General features: G+C 69.7%; 14 protein-coding genes. 11 read left to right on the top strand and 3 right to left on the bottom strand.

Going from position 1 to position 17,524, the window contains the following annotated elements; translation table 11 throughout:
* Positions 1-33: 33 nt before the first annotated feature.
* Together AC0VYB_RS17155 and AC0VYB_RS17150 are read left to right on the top strand one after the other, a co-directional pair.
* Positions 34-2,061 carry a sensor histidine kinase gene (locus AC0VYB_RS17155; protein WP_009376625.1) on the top strand — a complete coding sequence of 676 codons (2,028 nt, stop codon included), beginning with the start codon at positions 34-36 and terminating at the stop codon, positions 2,059-2,061.
* Between the two features lie 85 nt (positions 2,062-2,146).
* The gene (locus AC0VYB_RS17150) at positions 2,147-2,878 is read left to right on the top strand and encodes a response regulator (RefSeq protein WP_009376624.1); all 732 of its coding nucleotides are present in this window, start codon (positions 2,147-2,149) and stop codon (positions 2,876-2,878) included.
* Between the two features lie 37 nt (positions 2,879-2,915).
* Here the strand turns inward: AC0VYB_RS17150 and AC0VYB_RS17145 are convergent, their stop codons facing one another.
* Positions 2,916-3,803: a serine hydrolase gene (locus AC0VYB_RS17145; RefSeq protein WP_009376623.1), complete on the bottom strand. Its 888-nt coding sequence runs from the start codon at positions 3,801-3,803 to the stop codon at positions 2,916-2,918.
* Positions 3,800-4,786 carry a LysR family transcriptional regulator gene (locus AC0VYB_RS17140; protein ID WP_009376622.1) on the bottom strand — a complete coding sequence of 329 codons (987 nt, stop codon included), beginning with the start codon at positions 4,784-4,786 and terminating at the stop codon, positions 3,800-3,802. Before AC0VYB_RS17140 ends, AC0VYB_RS17145 begins: the two co-directional genes overlap by 4 nt.
* A gap of 94 nt (positions 4,787-4,880) precedes the next feature.
* On the opposite strand from AC0VYB_RS17140, the gene AC0VYB_RS17135 reads away from it, so the two are divergent.
* From AC0VYB_RS17135 to AC0VYB_RS17115, 5 genes are all read left to right on the top strand, one after another.
* A complete protein-coding gene (locus AC0VYB_RS17135; protein ID WP_063249507.1) occupies positions 4,881-6,800 on the top strand; it encodes a penicillin-binding transpeptidase domain-containing protein in 1,920 nt (639 codons plus the stop codon).
* Entirely contained in the window at positions 6,797-9,073 is a 2,277-nt protein-coding gene (locus AC0VYB_RS17130; protein WP_009376620.1) for a transglycosylase domain-containing protein, read from the top strand. Before AC0VYB_RS17135 ends, AC0VYB_RS17130 begins: the two co-directional genes overlap by 4 nt.
* Positions 9,070-9,408: a hypothetical protein gene (locus AC0VYB_RS17125; RefSeq protein WP_009376619.1), complete on the top strand. Its 339-nt coding sequence runs from the start codon at positions 9,070-9,072 to the stop codon at positions 9,406-9,408. The genes AC0VYB_RS17130 and AC0VYB_RS17125 overlap by 4 nt, the downstream gene beginning before the upstream one ends.
* A gap of 118 nt (positions 9,409-9,526) precedes the next feature.
* Positions 9,527-10,501, top strand: a complete 975-nt coding sequence (gene bla / locus AC0VYB_RS17120; RefSeq protein WP_009376618.1) for a class A beta-lactamase — start codon at positions 9,527-9,529, stop codon at positions 10,499-10,501.
* A 358-nt stretch (positions 10,502-10,859) separates the two neighbouring features.
* Entirely contained in the window at positions 10,860-12,227 is a 1,368-nt protein-coding gene (locus AC0VYB_RS17115; protein ID WP_009376617.1) for an MFS transporter, read from the top strand.
* Between the two features lie 107 nt (positions 12,228-12,334).
* On the opposite strand, the gene AC0VYB_RS17110 is transcribed toward AC0VYB_RS17115, so the two are convergent.
* The gene (locus tag AC0VYB_RS17110) at positions 12,335-13,645 is read right to left on the bottom strand and encodes an MFS transporter (RefSeq protein ID WP_009376616.1); all 1,311 of its coding nucleotides are present in this window, start codon (positions 13,643-13,645) and stop codon (positions 12,335-12,337) included.
* A gap of 84 nt (positions 13,646-13,729) precedes the next feature.
* Here AC0VYB_RS17110 and AC0VYB_RS17105 point away from each other — a divergent pair, with 84 nt between their 5' ends.
* From AC0VYB_RS17105 to AC0VYB_RS17090, 4 genes are all read left to right on the top strand, one after another.
* Positions 13,730-14,533: an IclR family transcriptional regulator gene (locus AC0VYB_RS17105; RefSeq protein ID WP_063249511.1), complete on the top strand. Its 804-nt coding sequence runs from the start codon at positions 13,730-13,732 to the stop codon at positions 14,531-14,533.
* A gap of 219 nt (positions 14,534-14,752) precedes the next feature.
* Positions 14,753-15,856: a cupin domain-containing protein gene (locus tag AC0VYB_RS17100; protein ID WP_009376614.1), complete on the top strand. Its 1,104-nt coding sequence runs from the start codon at positions 14,753-14,755 to the stop codon at positions 15,854-15,856.
* The gene (locus tag AC0VYB_RS17095) at positions 15,853-16,689 is read left to right on the top strand and encodes a fumarylacetoacetate hydrolase family protein (RefSeq protein WP_095375328.1); all 837 of its coding nucleotides are present in this window, start codon (positions 15,853-15,855) and stop codon (positions 16,687-16,689) included. The genes AC0VYB_RS17100 and AC0VYB_RS17095 overlap by 4 nt, the downstream gene beginning before the upstream one ends.
* 3 nt (positions 16,690-16,692) lie before the next feature.
* Positions 16,693-17,460 (top strand): maleylpyruvate isomerase family mycothiol-dependent enzyme, encoded by a 768-nt coding sequence (locus AC0VYB_RS17090; RefSeq protein WP_095375329.1) that lies wholly within the window; start codon positions 16,693-16,695, stop codon positions 17,458-17,460.
* Positions 17,461-17,524 lie beyond the last annotated feature (64 nt).

Below are 17,524 nucleotides of genomic sequence, written 5' to 3'. Positions count from 1 at the left end.
CGCCTCGGCGGGTCCGGGTGACACAATGGGGCCATGACCGAGGCTGCGACGACCCCCCGCCCGGCGCTCTCCCGCGCGCTCGTCGGGCCCGTCGTCCGGCTGAGCCGCCGGGTCCGCTACGGCGTGGCCGGGCGGATCATGTTCGCGAACTCGGTCATGCTCATCGGCATCATGGTGCTCACGACGAGCCTGCTCTACCTCCAGCTCTCGCAGCTCAACACCAAGCGCGAACAGGACCTGCTGCGGTCCGCCGCGGACACCATCTCGCTGTCCCTCGGCGTCGTCGAGGCCGACGAGACGAACGCGCGCGACGAATTCCTCGCCCCCTCCTCGCACGAGAAGCTGCAGACGATGCTGCGCACTGTCGTCAGCGAATACGACTTCGACATCGCCGCCGTCGTGCCCATCGACTATCTGCGCACTCCGCCCTCGCTCGGGTCCGCGAACCGGCGGGCGGGCCTTGCGGAGAACCTCGTCACCGCCTCCTCCGGCGACATCCCCGTCGACTCGCTCGACCAGCTCGCCGCCTCGGTGAATACGACCCGGGTGCTCAGCGGCCGGTCGGATGTCCGCTTCGTCGACGACGGGGGTGAGGGCGGAGGCACGATGTACGTCGTCACCCCGGTCTTCGCCCAGCAGCTCGGCCTCGACGAGGTCGGCCCGGGCACAGTCGTCGGGGCGGTCGTCGTCGGCAACTCCGCTGACTCCGTGCGTGCGGGCTTCCTCGCGCAGAGCAAATGGCTCATCGGCATCGCCATCGCCACGCTTCTCCTCGGCATCGGCGCCTCATGGGTGACGTCCCGCGGTCTGCGCAGGGTCACCGGGGACTACGGTGCGAACGAGCTGCGGAGCATGATCGAGTTCTACTCCTCCGTGCTCAAAGCCGTCTCCGAAGGACTCATCCTCATCGACCGGTCGATGGGCATCGTCCTCATCAACGCCCAGGCCAGGGAGCTGCTCGGTCTCCCGAGCACGGGGTCGAAGCGGGAGCCGGCGCCGGCGGCGGTCGGTGCCGGAGGCGACGAGCAGATCCGTGGTGGGGACGAGCAGAGCGTCGGCAGTGCCGAGCAGCGCCTCGGCGAGGACGCGCACGTCGGCGCCGGGGACGGAGAGAAGTCCCCGCACCTCGGCGGCGATTCCGCCCCGCCCGATGCGGTGGCGGCGACGACCCCGGAGGGCGGGATCCCGCTCGCCGAGCTCGCCCTGCCCGAAGCCCTCTCCGAACTCCTCTCCTCGGGCCGGTGGGCGCGCGACGAGATCCACTACACCGACGAGCGTGTCCTCGTCGTCAACCAGCAGCCCACCGAGGAGGGTGCGGACACGTGGGTCGTGACGATGCGCGACCACACCGAGCTTGCGGAGCTCACCGGCGAACTCGTCTCCGTCCGCTCGTTCTCCGATTCGCTGCGCGCTCAGACCCATGAGTACGCCAACCGCCTCCACATGGTCATCTCCCTCCTCGAGACCGGTCACGTCGACGAGGCCATCGACTTCGCGGCCAAGGACCTCGACGACCTCAGCTGGGTCACCGGCGATGGTCACATGAGCTTCGACCATCCCGTGCTCTCGGCCCTGCTCCTGTCCAAGGTCGCCCAGGCCGCCGAGGCGGGCATCGAGATGACGGTCGACACCGCGGGACTCACGAGCCGCCTCGGCGGGGACGACCGGGATCTCGCGACGATCCTCGGCAACCTCGTCGACAACGCCTTCGACGCGCTGAGCAGGCAGGACGTCCTCCCGGAGAACAAGCGGGTCCACGTCCACCTCAGCGGCGCGGGGGGAGCGGCAGGATTCACGATCGAGGTCAGCGACGACGGTCCCGGCATCGCCGAGGAGGACCTCGACGCGATCTTCGAACGCGGCTGGTCGACGAAGCACGACGGGGTGACCACCGACAGCGGGCACGGACGCAGGCAGACGGGCACCCGAGGGGTCGGACTCTCGCTCGTCATCCAGGCCATCCGCCGCCTCGGCGGGGCCATCGACGTCCAGGGCCGCGGTGAGGACGGCGACGACTTCACCGGTGCCGTCCTCACCGTGTGGCTGCCCGACCGCGGCTGAGGCAGGACCCGGCGGCTCACGGCATGTGTCGAGCCTGGAACACGTGCCCAGCCCGCAGGCGCGGTGCGGAGATTAGACTGACGGCATGCCCGAGACCACCCAGCCTGATGCGAGCATCGGTGTGCTCGTCGTCGAGGACGAGGCCGTCGCCGCCCGTGCTCACGCAAAGTACATCGAGCGCCTCGAGGGCTACCACGTCGCCGGGGTCGCGAAGAACGCCACCCAGGCGATGGCGGCGCTCACGGGCAAGATCCTCGGCCTCGACCCCGACGGGATCGACCTCGTCCTCCTCGACATGAACCTCCCCGACGGCCACGGACTCCAGGTCTGCCGTGCCATCCGCGGTCAGCGGGTCGATGTCGACATCATCGCCGTGACCGCGGCCCGGGACATGCAGATCGTCCAGGAGGCCCTCTCCTACGGCGTCGCGCAGTACATCATCAAGCCCTTCACGTTCCCCGTCTTCAAGTCGAAGCTCGAAGCGTACTCGTCGTACCGGTTCCGCCTCGGGGCCGACTGCCCGGAGGGCGAGGTGACCCAGAACGAGGTCGACACCGCGATCGCCGCCCTGCGCACGCACACCGTCACCGCGACTCCGAAGGGAGTCCCTGACGGTGTCCAGGACGAGGTGAGAGGGGTGCTCACGCAGACCCCCGGTCAGTCCGCCGCCGAGGTGGCCGAGAGTCTCGGTGTCTCGCGGGTGACCGCCCGCCGCTACCTCGAGGCCATGGCCGACGCCGGCCTCCTCGATCGCCGTCCCCGCTATGGGTCCGCGGGGCGTCCCGTCCTCGAATACACCGTCGTCGACGAGGAGTGAGGGGCCCTGGCTCCCGGGCTCCGGAGATTAGTTTCGCTCACCGGAGCGAGCGCAGGTGCTCGATCGCGAGCCGGGCGCAGTAGCCGATCGAGGCGTCGAGTTCGGGCTGGGAGAACGTCGCGATCGTCGAGCGGGTGAAGATCGCGATCGAATACGCCGTGCCGTCGCTGTCGACGATGACCCCTGCCTCGTGCCGGAAGTTGAGGAACGTCCCGGTCTTCCCGTAGTAGCTGACCGCATCCATGGGGAAGCCCGCGGCAATCCGGTGCCGGAAGATCTGCCTGCGCAGGAGGTCGCGCAGCACCGCGGAGTCCTCGGCCCCGAGCAGACGGCCTGTGTGGATGAGCTCGAAGAGGCGCGCGGTGGCACGCACGGTGCCGGTGTTGAACGCCGAATCCGGCAGCTGGGGCACGCGACCCGAGCGGGCATCGGCGACGGCGACGGCCAGGGCACGGGCCTCGTCGCCGCCGGCCACCTCGGCGAGGACATCGTAGAGGTGGGACATCGGGGCGACGACGTCGAACGAGCGGATACCGAAGCGGTGGAGCAGAGCGGTGATCCTCTCGGGCCCGACGAGGGCGAAGAGCGTGTCCGCGGCGGCATTGTCGCTGACCGACAATGCCATCGCGGCGAGGTCGCGCAGGCTCATCTCGACGGGATCGTGCAGTCCGGAGATCCCCGTCCCGCCCGGAGTCGCGGTCGTCGGGTCGACGACGACGCGCCGCGTGAGGTCGAGGACGCCGTCGGCGGCGGCATCGAGGAGGCCTGCGACGATCGCGACCTTGCCGACCGAGGCGAGCGGGATGCGCGCGGACTCCCGGATGCCGACCGAACGGTGGGTCTCGAGGTCCTCGGCGAAGAGGAACCCCTGCGCGCCGAGGCTCGTCCACACCCCGTTGATCTCGTCGATGACGGTTTCGCTCATGACGGTCCGAACAGCCTTTCATCCGCATAGCGGCCCTGGTGAGCGACGCTGCGGGTCTCATGGGAGCGGGCCCCGAGGATCCGGGCGATCGCCGTGAGGATGAGCGGCGACTCCATCGCGTCGAGGAGATCGAGGCTGCCGGAGCCGACGACCTCGACCCGGCGGGCGAGGTCGACGTCGCGCAGACCGCGGTAGGGCAGGGAGTGGGTGCGCGCGGTCATCGCCGGGCACAGGAGCACCGAGCCGTGGGCGAAGACATGGGTGACGGCGTCGAATTCGGTGTCGGCGACGACGAACTGGCCGAGGTGGATGCCGCGAGCGACGAGCGGGGTGAGCAGACCCGAATCGTGGAGGAGGCCGGCATCCTCGGGGAGGATCATGATCGTCTCCCGCTCCGAGGCCCGTCCGAAACCCATGCCAGGCGGCATCCCGCGCAGGTCGGCGGCGCTCATCGCTCCCTCGGACCCTGTGAATCGGGTCGAGGCGGCGACGAGGTCGACGACGAGGTCACTGGACTGCCGTCGACGCTGCGTCGGCAGGGGAGAGCCGAGCCCGCGGACGTCGAGTCCCGCGTCGATCTCCCCGGACTCGATGAGATCGTCGAGGGCCGCCGATTCGGCGGGGACGAACCGCGGCACGGCCCCGCCGAGGCGCAGCTCCTTCGTCGCCGAGACGAGGACCGCGGGGTCGAGGCGCCCGTGGACGCCGATGAGGGTGCCCTCCTCGCGACGACCCGCCACCTCGGCGAGGCCGTCGATGCGGCGCAGTATCTCGAGGATGTCGGGCAGCACCGCCCTGCCGGCGGCGGTGAGTCGGATGCGGCGACGGCTGCGGTCGAAGAGGCGCACCCCGAGGTGCCTCTCGAGGTCGGCGACCCCACGGGAGATCGGCGGCTGTGCGAGCGAGAGTTCGTCGGCAGCCCGCGTGAAGCTCTCGTGCTCGGCGACGGCACGGAACATCTCGAGGCTCTTGAGGAGGTTCACCGACCGGTCTCCACCTGGGTGTATATCAGAATCAGCATGATGCGAACTCCATGTGATATTGGACATGCTCAGGATGGGTGCCAACGATAGCACCATGAAGCCCCTGACACGAAGGATCATCGGTGTCGTCGTCGTGCTCGTGCTCGTCGGAGTCGGCGTTCTCGCGCTGCGCACCCTCCCCGTCCTCCCCTCGATCGCCGCGAGGCAGATCGCCGCCGACCTCACCTCCGGTCAGCTGCGCTCACAGGCATGGACGAACCCGGACGACGGGGACGACCTCGCCGGGATCGTCACGGACCTCGCCGAGGCGGGACAGGGCACACGCCGTGTCACCGTCGACGGCGTCGACTCGGCCGGCGGCACCGCGACGGCGACGCTGCGCTGGGACTGGGAGTTCGCCTCGGCGGCGGGTGACTGGTCCTACTCCGTCGACGTCTCCCTCCGGCGGTCCGGGGCACTGTGGACGGCCGAGTTCGAGCCCCGCCTCGTCCACCCCGACCTCGGTGACGGTGAGATCCTCACGGCCGAACGCACGGCCGGTGAGCGCGGGCGGATCCTCGGTGCTGACGACGCCGTCCTCGTGGCCGAGGGCGAGGTCATCGACGTCGGCCTCCAGCCGAGCAGGCTCACGGATGAGAAGGCGACACTCGCGCAGCTGGAGAAGTCGCTCGACATCGATCCGAAGGAGCTCGCCGAACGCGTCGAGAAGGCCGACCCGGACGCGTTCGTCCCCGTCATCACCCTGCGCAAGGACGACTACGAGCTCGTCAAGGGCGCGATCCTTAAGCTGCCGGGCACCGTCTTCCGCTCCCGCACGCAGCCGCTCGCGCGGACGAAGGGATTCGCCGCGGCGACGCTCGGCTCGGCCGGACGCGCCGAACCCGACGAGATCGCCGCCGAACCCGAGAGCCTCACCTCTGACTCCTACGTCGGGCGCAGCGGAATCCAGATGCTCTACGACGGCACGCTGCGGCCGGGCCCCGGGCTGCGGATCCTTGCCGAGGATGCTGCTTCGGGTGCTGCGGGCGGCGGATCCGGTGAGGGTCCGGGATCCGGTGAGGGTCCGGCGACGCTGTACACGGTCGACGGGACTTCCGGGGAGGACGTGACGACGACGCTCGACGTCGCCGTCCAGACCGCCGCCGAGGAAGCGGCGGCCACGGCGACGAAGCCGAGCGCGATCGTCGCGATCCGCCCGAGCGACGGCCATGTCCTCGCCGTGGCGAACTTCGACCCCACCGGGGCCGCGTGGGACCGGGCCCTGACCGGCCAGTACCCGCCCGGGTCCGTGTTCAAGATCGTCTCCGGGGCGGCGATGGTCGACTCCGGGATCACCCCCGGCACCGCCCTCGACTGCCCGAAGACGACGAGCGTCAACGGCAAGCGGTTCAAGAACGCCGAGGACCACGTGCTCGGCGAAGTCGACTTCTCAGAGAGCTTCGCCCAATCGTGCAACACGGCCTTCGTCAACTCGGCCCCCGACGTCACCGCGGCAGCCCTGAGTGAGACCGCGTTGAGCATGGGCATGGGCCAGATCGACATCGGCACAGACTCCTACATGGCCTCGGTGCCCGAGGCCGACGACCCCGTCGAGCACGCGGCGGCGATGATCGGCCAGGGCAAGGTGCTCGCCACACCATTGGCCGTCGCGACGATGACCGCGACCGTGGCCAAGGGGTCCACGGTCCGACCCCTCCTCGTCCTCCCCGACCGCCGGGACCGCACCGGCGAGGTGCCCGCCCCCGATCCGAAGGGGCTGGCCGAGGTCAAGGAGATGATGCGGGCGACGGTGACCGACGGCACCGCCTCGGCGCTCGCCGACGTCCCCGGTGACCCGGTCTACGGGAAGACGGGGACCGCCGAATACGGCACCGCGGTGCCCCCGCGCACCCATTCGTGGTTCGCCGGGTTCCAGGGGGACCTCGCCGTCGCCGTCCTCGTCGAGGACGGGGGATTCGGCGCCGAGGCGGCCGTGCCCGTCGCCGACCGATTCTTCACGGAGCTGAACTCATGAGACATCTGCTGAGATTCCTCGCCCTGTCCGTGTGCGCCGGGATCGTCGCCGCCGGACTCGCCAGCCCCGTCGCCGGATCCTCCGCCGCCGCCCTCGGTGCGGGAATGGACCTCTTCGACTCCCTGCCCGCCGAGCTCGACGACCGCCCACTCGCCCAACCGTCGACGCTGCTGACGAAGAATGGGACGACGATCGCGACCTTCTCGTGGCAGAACCGGGACGAGGTGCCGCTCGAGAGGATCTCGCAGCCGATGCGGGATGCGACGCTCGCGATCGAGGACCGCCGCTTCTACGAGCACGGTCCTGTCGACGTCGAAGGTGTGGCCCGGGCCGTCGCGAAGAACCTCCTCACCGGGTCCCTCCACGGCGGATCGACGCTCACCCAGCAGTACGTGAAGAACGTCCTCATCAATGCCAGCCAGGCCGATGGGGACGAGCAGGGCATCGACCGGGCCAGGGACCGCTCCGGGGTGAGCGGCATGGCGCGCAAGCTGCGGGAGATGCGGCTCGCGATCACAGTGGAGAAGACGTTCACGAAGGACGAGATCCTGAACCGCTACCTCAACATCGCCAGCTACTCGGGATCGCCCAACGTCTACGGCGTCCAGGCCGCCGCCCGGCAGTACTGGGGCGTCGACGCCGCCGAGCTGTCGATCGCGCAGGCGGCGACGCTCGCCGGGATCGTGCGCAACCCGTATGAGTACAACCCGCAGAAGAACCCCGAGGCGGTCATCGAACGCCGCAACCTCGTGCTTGAGAAGATGGCCGAATACGGGTACATCACCGCCGACGAGCAGAAGGAGGCGGCGGAGTCCGGACTCGACCTCAAGCCGAACGTCACTCCCAACGGCTGCGCCTCCGCCGGTGACCTCGCCTACTTCTGCACCTACGTCGAGAGCGGCGTCCTCACCGACGAACGCTTCGGTGCCACCCCCGAAGAGCGGAAGGAGACCCTGCGCCGAGGCGGTCTGACGATCCGCACCTCCATCGACTCGGCCCTGCAGAAGAAGGCCGTGGAAGCGGTGCGGGACCGGCTTCCCGTCGGGGACTCCTCCGGGGCGGTGCAGGCTCTCGTCAGCGTCGATGTCGCCACCGGAGAGATCCGGGCGATGACCCAGAACACGGAGTACAGCCTCGGCGAGGAGGAGAAGCGGGGACGCACCTCGGTCAACTACGCCGTCGACAGTCCCTTCGGCGGGGGCACGGGCTTCCAGCCGGGTTCGACGTGGAAGCCGTTCGTGCTCGCAGCCTGGCTGGCCGACGGCCGCAGCCTCGGCGACACCGTCAACGGGTCGGGGACCGACTACACGGGGTTCTCGACGCAGGGATGCGACGGTCGCAACTATGCCGCCGGCGGCTACAACCCGCGCAACGCCGGGGACTCCGGCGGCGCGGACGGCAGGATGACCGTGCTCGAGGCGACGAAGAAGTCGGTGAACAAGGCGTACGCGGACATGGCCTCGCAGCTGAACATGTGTGAGATCCGGGATACGGCGACGAGCCTCGGCGTGCGTCTGGGAACCGGGGAGAAGCTCTCTGCGGCGACATTGGAGAACGGGACCGAACAGGTCCTCTACCCGTCGTCGATCCTCGGGACGGTCTCCGTCTCACCGCTGACGATGGCCTCGGCGTACACGGCGTTCGCCAACCACGGGACGCGGTGCGCACCGCAGGCGATCGTCACCGTCACCGACTCCGAGGGCGAGGAGATCCGCGGTGCCGGTGGTGATGGGAACGCGGGGTGCGCCGAGGTGATCGACCCGACGATCGCCGACACCGTCGCGTACGCGCTCAGTCAGACCTTCGAGGGCGGGACGACGACGAGGCTGCGCATCGGCACACCGGCTGCGGCGAAGACGGGGACGACGAACTTCGAGGTCGGAGCGAGCTGGCTCGTCGGGTTCACCCGCGGCCTGTCGACGGCTGTGTGGACGGGCGACCCCGAGGGCATGCGCGACTGGCGGCGGAACTCACGCGGGTCGATGCCGCGCATCGTCTATGGTCAGACTGTATCGGGGCCGACATGGCAGGAGTTCATGCGCTACGCGGGTCCGCGCGCGGAGACCGGCGGCTTCCCGCGGCCCGACGGCGGAGGCGAGAGCGCGGGTCGGAATGCTCGGGGACCCGACGGCGGTAGCGAGGTCTCCCGCGGTGCCGACGGCGGGAGCGAGCCCGGCCGGTCGGGCGACGGACCGTCGGAGGCGGACGATGCTGGGAAGCCGGATGATCCGGCGAAACGCGACGGTGCCGAGGCGGGGCTGGGAGGGAGATGACTGTCGATGCCAAGGGTCGTCCGCGCTCGGTCGGTGGGGCTGTCGGGTTCGGGATCGCTGCCCTCGCCGTGTTCGCGTTCCCCATCGCGATGCTCGCCTTCCTCGGTCTCATCGCCTACTCGGGCTGCATCGTCCACTGCTCGGGGGAGCCGCAGACGGACTGGGTGACCACGCTGTCCTACCTCGGCGTCGCAGGCCTCCTCATCGTCGACATCGGACTGTGGGCGTGGGCAGGGTATCGATGGGGCCGGCCCGTGCCGCTCATCATCGCGGCGGTCCCCGTCGTTCTCACCTACATCGTTGTCGGCATCGGCGTCCTCGCCGGCGCGTTCTGAGAACCGGGGGAGAAGTCGACAGGGGTGGCCCAATCACGTGCCTGCCCCGAGTGCTCGGCCGAGGCGCGCACAGGCTCGGGAAGCGTACGCAGAGGGGACTTACTCGGATAGGAGAGAGATGACGAAATCACTGACACCGCGAACCCGGATGCTGCGGGCTGCGGCCGCGCTGGCCTGCACGAGCGGCCTCATCCTCGTCGCCGGCTGCCAGGAGGGCGGGGCGGCCACCTCGGCGGACGGGGCCGATCCGACTGCATCCTCCACATCGGTGACGCCCACGGATACAGGGGATCCGACTGCGGCGGACCCAGCCGAAGCCGACTCCGCCTTCACCCAGCTCGAAGACGACTTCGATGCCAGGGTCGGCGTCTACGCCGTCGACCTCGACACGGGTCGAGAGCTCGCCTGGCGCGGCGATGAGAGGTTCGCGTACGCGTCGACGATCAAGGCCATGGCCTCGGCGGCGCTGCTCGATGAGGTGGGGACTGACGGACTGTCGAAGAGGGTGTCGATCTCCGAGGACGACATCGTCAGCCACTCGCCGGTGACCGAGACGAAGGTCGGAGGCACGATGACGCTCGCCGAGCTCTGCGAGGCCGCGATGACCCAGAGCGACAACGGTGCTGCGAACCTCATCTTCGCCGAACTCGGCGGGCCCGCAGCCCTCGACGAACGCCTGAACGATCTCGGCGACACCGGAACCACGGTCTCGCGCACCGAACCGGGACTCAACGAGGCGAAGCCCGGGGATCCCCGCGACACCACCACACCGCGCGCCTCGGCGGGCAACCTCCGCGAATACGTCTTCGGCGGAGCGCTCGAGGACGACGAGGCGACGACCCTGACCGACTGGATGAAGGCCACGCAGACCGGGGACACGCTGATCCGAGCGGAGCTGCCCGAGGAATGGACGGTCGGGGACAAATCGGGCACCGGATACTACGGTTCGCGCGCCGACCTCGGGATCGTCTGGCCCGGCGACGGCGGTCCCATCATCATCTCCGTCCTCTCATCGAAGGACGAGAAGGACGCCGAGGCCGACGACCGTCTGATCTCCGGCGCAGCGGCCATCGCGGTCGAGCAGATCCGCTGAGTCGGCGGGCAGTGCGGCGCCGGCCTCCGCCGCGGGCTGCGGATCTCGTTCCCCATCGAGGTGAGAGCCGCGGCCGCCGACGATGAGCCGCTGTCGACGGCGGACGCCCTCGTCTCAGGTGCGGGGTCGCAGGGATTCGTCCGCCGTCGGCTCCCTTCCCGGGGCGATGGGAGGCGAGTCAAGGCGGCCGGACAGGGAGACTTGATAGCGTGCGTCTGTCTGTACTCGTGTGACCAGGGAGGACACGATGAATTTCGGCTGAAGCCTCCCGTGTGTCCGGGTCAGCTGATAGTCTCAAGCGCGGATCACCTGAGAGGCCCCTGACGGCCCCCTTCACTGCGAGCGAACGGAACCGACGATGTCCGAGTTCGAACCCGAATCACGCCCCCGCACCCAGGCAGGGGCAGGCTCTGCCGAGAAGGAGAGGGGACGCCGCCGCTCGATGCTCGTCGCCGCCTTCGGCACCGTCGTCGAATGGTATGACTTCTCGATCTTCTTCTACGTCGCGACGACGCTGACGAAGGAGTTCTTCGGCGGGCAGGCCGATTCGCTGCTGCTCACCCTCGGCGTCGGCGCCGCCGGATTCCTCTTCCGGCCGCTCGGGGCCATGGTCTTCGGCCACCTCGGCGATCGGGTCGGACGCAAGCACGCACTCGTCGTCTCCGCGGTGCTCATGGCCGTGTCCATGCTCGGCATCGCGATCATGCCCGACTACAACACGATCGGGATCTGGGCCGGGGTCGGCCTCGTCTTCTTCCGCTGCCTCTCCGGGTTCTCCGTCGGTGCCGAGTACACGGGGATCATGGTCTTCCTCATGGAGTCGGCGAAGCCGGGCAAGCGCGGACTCGCTGCGAGCTGGGCTGCGGCGAACAGCGAGGTCGGCGCCCTGCTCGCCGTCGGTTCGGGCGCCCTGCTGGCCAATACGCTCTCGACCGAGGCGATGGAGTCGTGGGGGTGGAGGGTGCTCTTCGTCCTCGGTGCCGTCCTCGCCGCGCTCATGGTTCCGCTGCGTCGGATGATGGTCGAGACCGACACGTTCAAGCGCCTGCAGAAGGCGGAGAAGACCGATGTCGTCCTCAAGCGCTCGCCGCTCATCACCGCGATCCTCGAACAGCCCCGGGCGATCATCGTCGCCTTCCTCATCTCCTCGATCGGGTCGGTGAGCTACTTCCTCAACATCACCTATGTGCCCACCTACGTCGAAGAGGTCGCCCAGGTCCCGAACTCGGGTTCGCTGGCGCTGGGCACCGTGGCCGCAGTCGTCGCCATCGTCGTCACGCCGTTCTTCGGGCTCGCCTCTGACCGGTTCGGGCGGAAGGCCTCCCTCGCCGGCCTCATGGTCGTCTTCATCTTCACGACGATCCCCGCCTATGTGCTCCTGAGCAACGACTCGGCGTCGATCGCGATCGGCGGCGCCGCATTCCTCGCGATCCCCGCCGCCGGGTGGAGCGCTGTGGCCGCGGCGATGATCCCCGAGCAGTTCACCGGCACGAGCCGCTTCTCGGGCATGGCCATCGGCTACAACGTCGCCACCGTCCTCTTCGGCGGACTCTCACCGCTTGTCGCCACGTGGCTGATGTCCTCGACCGGTCTCACCCTGGCACCGGCGATCTATGCGACGGTCATCGTCGTCGTCGCCGGCGTCCCTGTGCTCTTCCTCGCTCGCAGCATGGCGAAGAAGTCGCTCGCAGAGATCGATGAGGACCGCCACCTCGTGCCCGCGTAGAGGCCTCTGGGGCGGCCTCCGGCAGGAGGATCCGGTTCGACATCGAGCCCCATGTCGAACCGGATCCTCCTCGCGAAGGCGGTCCGCGCGAGGTGTGGTGCGTACTCTCAGGGCGCGACCGGTTCCGTGGCGGCCTGTTCGCCGTCGACGGCCCGCCGCCGGCGGCGACTGAGAACCGTGAGGGTGGCGAGGACAAGGGCCGAGGCCAGTGCCGCCCCTCCGAAGAGGAGGAAGCTCATCGACGGGTCGACCCCGTTGATTCCGAGGAGGATGCCCGAGACCTGCGGAGCGAGCACCGCACCGATGCGCCCGACGCCGAGTGCCCAGCCCAGGGCTGTGCCGCGCAGGTGTGCCGGGTAGTGCGAGGCGATGGCGCCGACGATGAGCGACTGCGTGCCGTGGGTGCCGATGCCCGCGAGGACGAGGGCGACGTAGATCGCGAGCGTCGCGGTCGTCCCGCTCATGAGCGCGACGAGGGCGATGCCGGCGACCGCCGCGGCGACCGTCGCCGTCGGCAGGATTCCGAACCGGTCGCCCGCCCATGCCGTGAGCACCGAGCCGACGACCGCGCCGAGGTTGAGGGCGATCGTGAAGGCCAGGGCGGGTCCGAGATCGGCGCCGGAGTCGCGCATGATCTTCGGCAGCTGCGTGCCGAGGCCGTACCACGCGAAGAGGGTGAAGAGGGTCGTGAGTGCGAAGAGGATCGAGAAGCTCAGCCACGGCGTGGACAGGATCGTGGAGAAGCCGGTCCGCGGCGCTGCGCGGTCTCCGGCCTCAACGTCCGCCTGCCCCGGGTCGCTGCCGGACGCGGCACGGGGCGCACCCGTCTCCGGCAGCACCTTCCAGGCGACGGCGAGAAGGATGAAGGAGACCGCGGTGATCCAGAACATCGCCGGCCACCCGAAGGCGGGGATGAGCCAGAGTCCGGTGAGCGCGGCGATCGTTCCGCCGATCGGCACCCCGGACATCATCAGGGTCGCCATCGAGCCGCGCCAGCGTGGGGGAACGAGCTCGGCGGTGAGCGCGTTCGCCGAGGGCACGAGTCCGCCGAGGCCGAGGCCGGCGATGAGGCGCAGCGCCCCGAAGACGCCGGGGTTCGGTGCCAGGGCGCAGGCGACCGTGGCCACGCCGAAGACGATGACGCAGAGCAGGATGGTCCGGCGGCGCCCGATCGCATCGGCGAGACGGCCGGCGACGACGGCGCCGATCATCATCCCGAGGAACGCGAGCGAGCCGAGGGTGCCCGCCGAGGCGGGGGTGAGTCCCCAGTCGGTGGTCTCGATGAGGGAGTTCTGGACGGCACCGTAGACGATGAGGTCGTAGCCGTCCATGACGATGAGCAGCCAGCAGATGACGACTGCCGCCCAGCGGCGCGCTTCGCTGCGCGCCGGGGCCTGTGAGGAGGTGGTCTCGGTCATGGGGGACACCGTAGGGAGGGTGTGAAGCCGATCACGAGTATATTCTGCTCTGCGGAATCCGGAGGACAGGCTACCGTGGGGGTCATGCCGCAGCATTTCAGCATCGTCAAACGTCCTGACCATGCCATCGAGTCCGTCGACAATGCCCTGCTGCTCATCGACCTCCTCCGCCGCCACCCGCAGGAGGGCGTGCGCGTCCAGGACGTCGCCGCGTACCTCGGGGTGGCGCCTTCGAGTGCGCACCGCCTGCTCTCAACGCTGCTCTACCGGGGATTCGTCACCCGCGGGCCCGCCAGGCAGTACCGGCCCGGACCCGCCCTCGGCGTCGCGGAGACCCAGGGCACACAGTCGGTGCCCGGCCCGGTCCTCGAGATCCTCGCCCAGCTCAGCGCCGACACCGGAGAGACCGTCTCCCTCCTGCGCCGTCGCGGAGTGAGCGTCGTCTTCCTCACGACCGTCGAATCCCGCCAGCGTCTGCGGGTGGGGGAGCGCACCGGCACCGTCCTCCCGGCGCGGCTGACCTCAGGGGGCAAAGCTCTGCTCGCCGCTCTCGACGACGTGTCGATCCGCGCCCTCTATGCCGGCGGGCGCTCGCCCGGTGAGCGCCTCGCCGGCAGCGACCTCGAGCGCCTCCTGGCCGAGATGGACGAGGTGCGAGCTCAGGGCTTCGCGCTCAATCTGCGGCAGACGGAGTCCGACATCAGCGCTGTCGGCATCGCGGTTCCGCACAGCAGCGGACTGCCTCCGCGCGACGCTGTGGCTCTGAGCGCGCCGGCGGTGCGCACGACGGCGCTGACCTCGGAGCGCTCGATCGACCTCGTGCGGCGCGCCTGCGCGGACCTCGCCGGACTCGAGCTCGTGCCGGAGAGCCCACCCCCGGCCGACTGAGCCGCCCGCGCCGTGCCCGCCCCCACCTCGGCGGAGCGATCGTTCCTGGTCACCATGGACAGCTTCCGACGCCGTCAACCTGTCCGGAACGACCAGCAGTCGGCGAGGGCACGTGCCTGCGCCATCGACCGATTCCGTCCAGCGGAATTCATGCTGTGACCTCGCCCACCGAGGAGTAGCCTCGGCGCAGATTCAACGCACTGGTCCGAGGAGGCCCCGATGACGCGCCCTGCACCGACGATGGTCAACCCCGACCCGACTCCCGAGGAGGAGCGAGAGCTCGAGGCGATGTATACGACCATGGCGGAGGAGAACATGATCCCGCTGTGGACCCAGCTCGACGAGCTCATGCCACAGGTCCCCGCCTCGGCGGCGGTCGCCCACCAGTGGCAGTGGTCGACCCTGCTCCCCCTGGCCGAACGTGCCGGCGACCTCGTGCCCGTCGGTCGCGGCGGGGAACGGCGGGCGATCGCCCTGGCCAACCCCGGCCTCGGCGGGGCACCGTTCGCGACCCCGACGCTGTGGGCGGCGATCCAATACCTCGGCGGCCATGAGGTCGCTCCCGAGCACCGGCACTCGCAGAACGCCTTCCGCTTCGTCGTCGAAGGCGAGGGCGTGTGGACGGTCGTCAACGGCGATCCGGTGCGGATGTCGCGCGGGGACTTCCTGCTCACCCCGGGCTGGAACTTCCACGGTCACCACAACGAGACCGACCAGCCGATGGCGTGGATCGACGGCCTCGACATCCCCTTCGTCCACTACGCCGACACCTCGTTCTTCGAGTTCGGCATCGACCGCGTCACCGACGAGTCGACCCCGGACATCTCCCGCTCGGAGAGGCTCTGGGGGCACCCCGGGCTCCGTCCGCTCTCGGGCCTGTCGAACACCGTGAGCTCCCCGATCGGGGCCTACCGCTGGGAGCACACGGACCGCGCCCTCACCGAGCAGCTGCGCCTCGAGGACGAAGGCTTCCCCGCCACCGTCGGTCAGGGGCATGCGGCGATCCGCTACGTCAACCCGACCACCGGTGGAGACGTCATGCCGACGATCCGCGCCGAATTCCATCGTCTTCGCGCAGGCACGACGACACCGGTGACCAGGCGCGTCGGCTCCGAGGTCATGCAGGTCTTCGAAGGCTCCGGGCGCATCCTCGTCGACGACCGCGTCTTCGACGTCGTCACAGGCGATCTCGTCGTCATGCCCTCGTGGTCGGCGGTGAGCATCGAGACCGAGACCGGCCTCGACCTCTTCGCATTCAACGACCGCCCGATCATCGAAACCCTGAATTTCGCCCGCACCCACGTCGAAGGAGAACAGCAGTGAGACTTGCCACCATCGCCACCCCGTCCGGATCCCGAGCCGCAGTGGAGGACGGCGACGACTATGTCATCGTCGAGGACTTCTCCGACGTCGGAGCCCTGCTCGCCGACGAGTACTGGCAGCGCACCGTCGCCGAGGCGATCGTCTCCCCGTCGGCGACCGTGCCCGTGAGCGAGGCCGAGGAGCTTCAGCTCATCACCCGCCCCGGCAAGATCGTGTGCGTGGGGCTCAACTACCGCAGCCACATCCTCGAGATGGGCCGTGACCTGCCCGCGTACCCGACCCTCTTCGCGAAGTTCGCCGAGACGCTGACCGGCCCGCACGACGACGTGCCGTTCGCGCCCGAGGATCCGGAGCTCGACTGGGAGGGTGAACTCGTCGTCGTCATCGGCAGGCAGGTCCGCCGGGCCGATGAGGCCGAAGCCGCCGAGGCGATCGCCGGGTACACGATCGCCAACGACATCTCGATGCGCGGCTGGCAGTTCCGGACGAAGGAATGGCTTCAGGGCAAGATGTGGGAGGACTCGACCCCGCTCGGACCCGTACTCGCGACCGGTGATGACTTCGACCCCGCCGAGGCGGTGCTCACCACCACGGTCAACGGCGAGGTGATGCAGCAGCATGCCATCGTCGACCTCCTCTTCACCCCGGCCCACCTCGTCTCCTACATCTCGACGATGATCACCCTCGACCCCGGAGACATCATCCTCACCGGCACCCCCGGCGGCGTCGGCCGTGCCCGCGACCCGCAGGTCTACCTGCAGCCGGGCGACGAGGTGAGCGTGTCGATCGACGGGATCGGGACGATCTCCAACCGCATCGTCGACGCCGGGTGAGCCATGGTCGCCCGGCACGATCTCACCACCGACCCCGCACTCCTGGCCGAACTGCTCACGGTGCGGCGGGGGACGGCGTTCTTCGCCCGCAAGCTCGGTGAGCTCTCCGACGCCGAGTTCGACGAACCGAGTCTTCTGCCCGGCTGGTCCAGGCGCCACCTCATCGCCCACGTCGGGTACAACGCTCGGGCGCTCACCCGCCTCGTGCAGTGGGCGAACACCGGCGTCGAGACGCCGATGTACGAGTCGCCTACGGCCCGTGACGCCGAGATCGACTTCGGGTCGACCCTGCCGGTGCGCGCCCTGCGCCACCTCATCGAGCACGCGGCGATCAGCCTCGACGTCGAATGGCGCGACAGCCCCGACGAGGCGTGGGAGGCGATCGTGCGCACCGCGCAGGGCCGGGAGGTGCCCGCACGGGAGACCGTGTGGATGCGCACCCGCGAGGTGTGGCTCCACGCGATCGATCTGGACAACGGGGCACGGATGAGCGACATCCCCGCACCCGTCCTCACCCGGTTGCTCTCCGACATCACCGGGGCGTGGCGGGCGCGGGGAACCGATGCGGGGATCGTCGTCGCCGTCGAGGGGACGGACGACCGCCTCGGCGGGGCCGGCGTTGCGGACGGGGACCCGGCGGACGCGGGTGACCGGGCCGGAACGGTCGTCAGCGGATCGCTGCCCGACCTGGTCCGCTGGGCCTCGGGCCGGGGCGATGCAGGCGTGCGGACCTCGACGGGTGAGCCGGTGACCGCGCCGAGGTGGATCTAGCCGACCCGGGGCACTCCCGGAGCCGAGCGGTCCCGGGACTGCTCGGCTCCGGGACCGCTCATGG

This window comes from Brevibacterium sp. Z349TD_9 (assembly GCF_056173565.1).
Note: the sequence above shows the minus strand (reverse complement) of the source record. Positions and strands in the feature narration are given on the sequence as shown.

Bases quoted from the DNA above. Each gene is read 5' to 3' on its own strand.
- AC0VYB_RS17145 (WP_009376623.1), bottom strand. From the start codon at position 3,803: ATGAGCGAAACCGTCATCGACGAGATCAACGGGGTGTGGACGAGCCTC.
- AC0VYB_RS17130 (WP_009376620.1), top strand. From the start codon at position 6,797: ATGAGACATCTGCTGAGATTCCTCGCCCTGTCCGTGTGCGCCGGGATC.
- AC0VYB_RS17155 (WP_009376625.1), top strand. From the start codon at position 34: ATGACCGAGGCTGCGACGACCCCCCGCCCGGCGCTCTCCCGCGCGCTC.
- AC0VYB_RS17110 (WP_009376616.1), bottom strand. From the start codon at position 13,645: ATGACCGAGACCACCTCCTCACAGGCCCCGGCGCGCAGCGAAGCGCGC.
- bla (WP_009376618.1), top strand. From the start codon at position 9,527: ATGACGAAATCACTGACACCGCGAACCCGGATGCTGCGGGCTGCGGCC.
- AC0VYB_RS17100 (WP_009376614.1), top strand. From the start codon at position 14,753: ATGACGCGCCCTGCACCGACGATGGTCAACCCCGACCCGACTCCCGAG.
- AC0VYB_RS17105 (WP_063249511.1), top strand. From the start codon at position 13,730: ATGCCGCAGCATTTCAGCATCGTCAAACGTCCTGACCATGCCATCGAG.
- AC0VYB_RS17125 (WP_009376619.1), top strand. From the start codon at position 9,070: ATGACTGTCGATGCCAAGGGTCGTCCGCGCTCGGTCGGTGGGGCTGTC.
- AC0VYB_RS17115 (WP_009376617.1), top strand. From the start codon at position 10,860: ATGTCCGAGTTCGAACCCGAATCACGCCCCCGCACCCAGGCAGGGGCA.
- AC0VYB_RS17150 (WP_009376624.1), top strand. From the start codon at position 2,147: ATGCCCGAGACCACCCAGCCTGATGCGAGCATCGGTGTGCTCGTCGTC.
- AC0VYB_RS17135 (WP_063249507.1), top strand. From the start codon at position 4,881: ATGAAGCCCCTGACACGAAGGATCATCGGTGTCGTCGTCGTGCTCGTG.
- AC0VYB_RS17090 (WP_095375329.1), top strand. From the start codon at position 16,693: ATGGTCGCCCGGCACGATCTCACCACCGACCCCGCACTCCTGGCCGAA.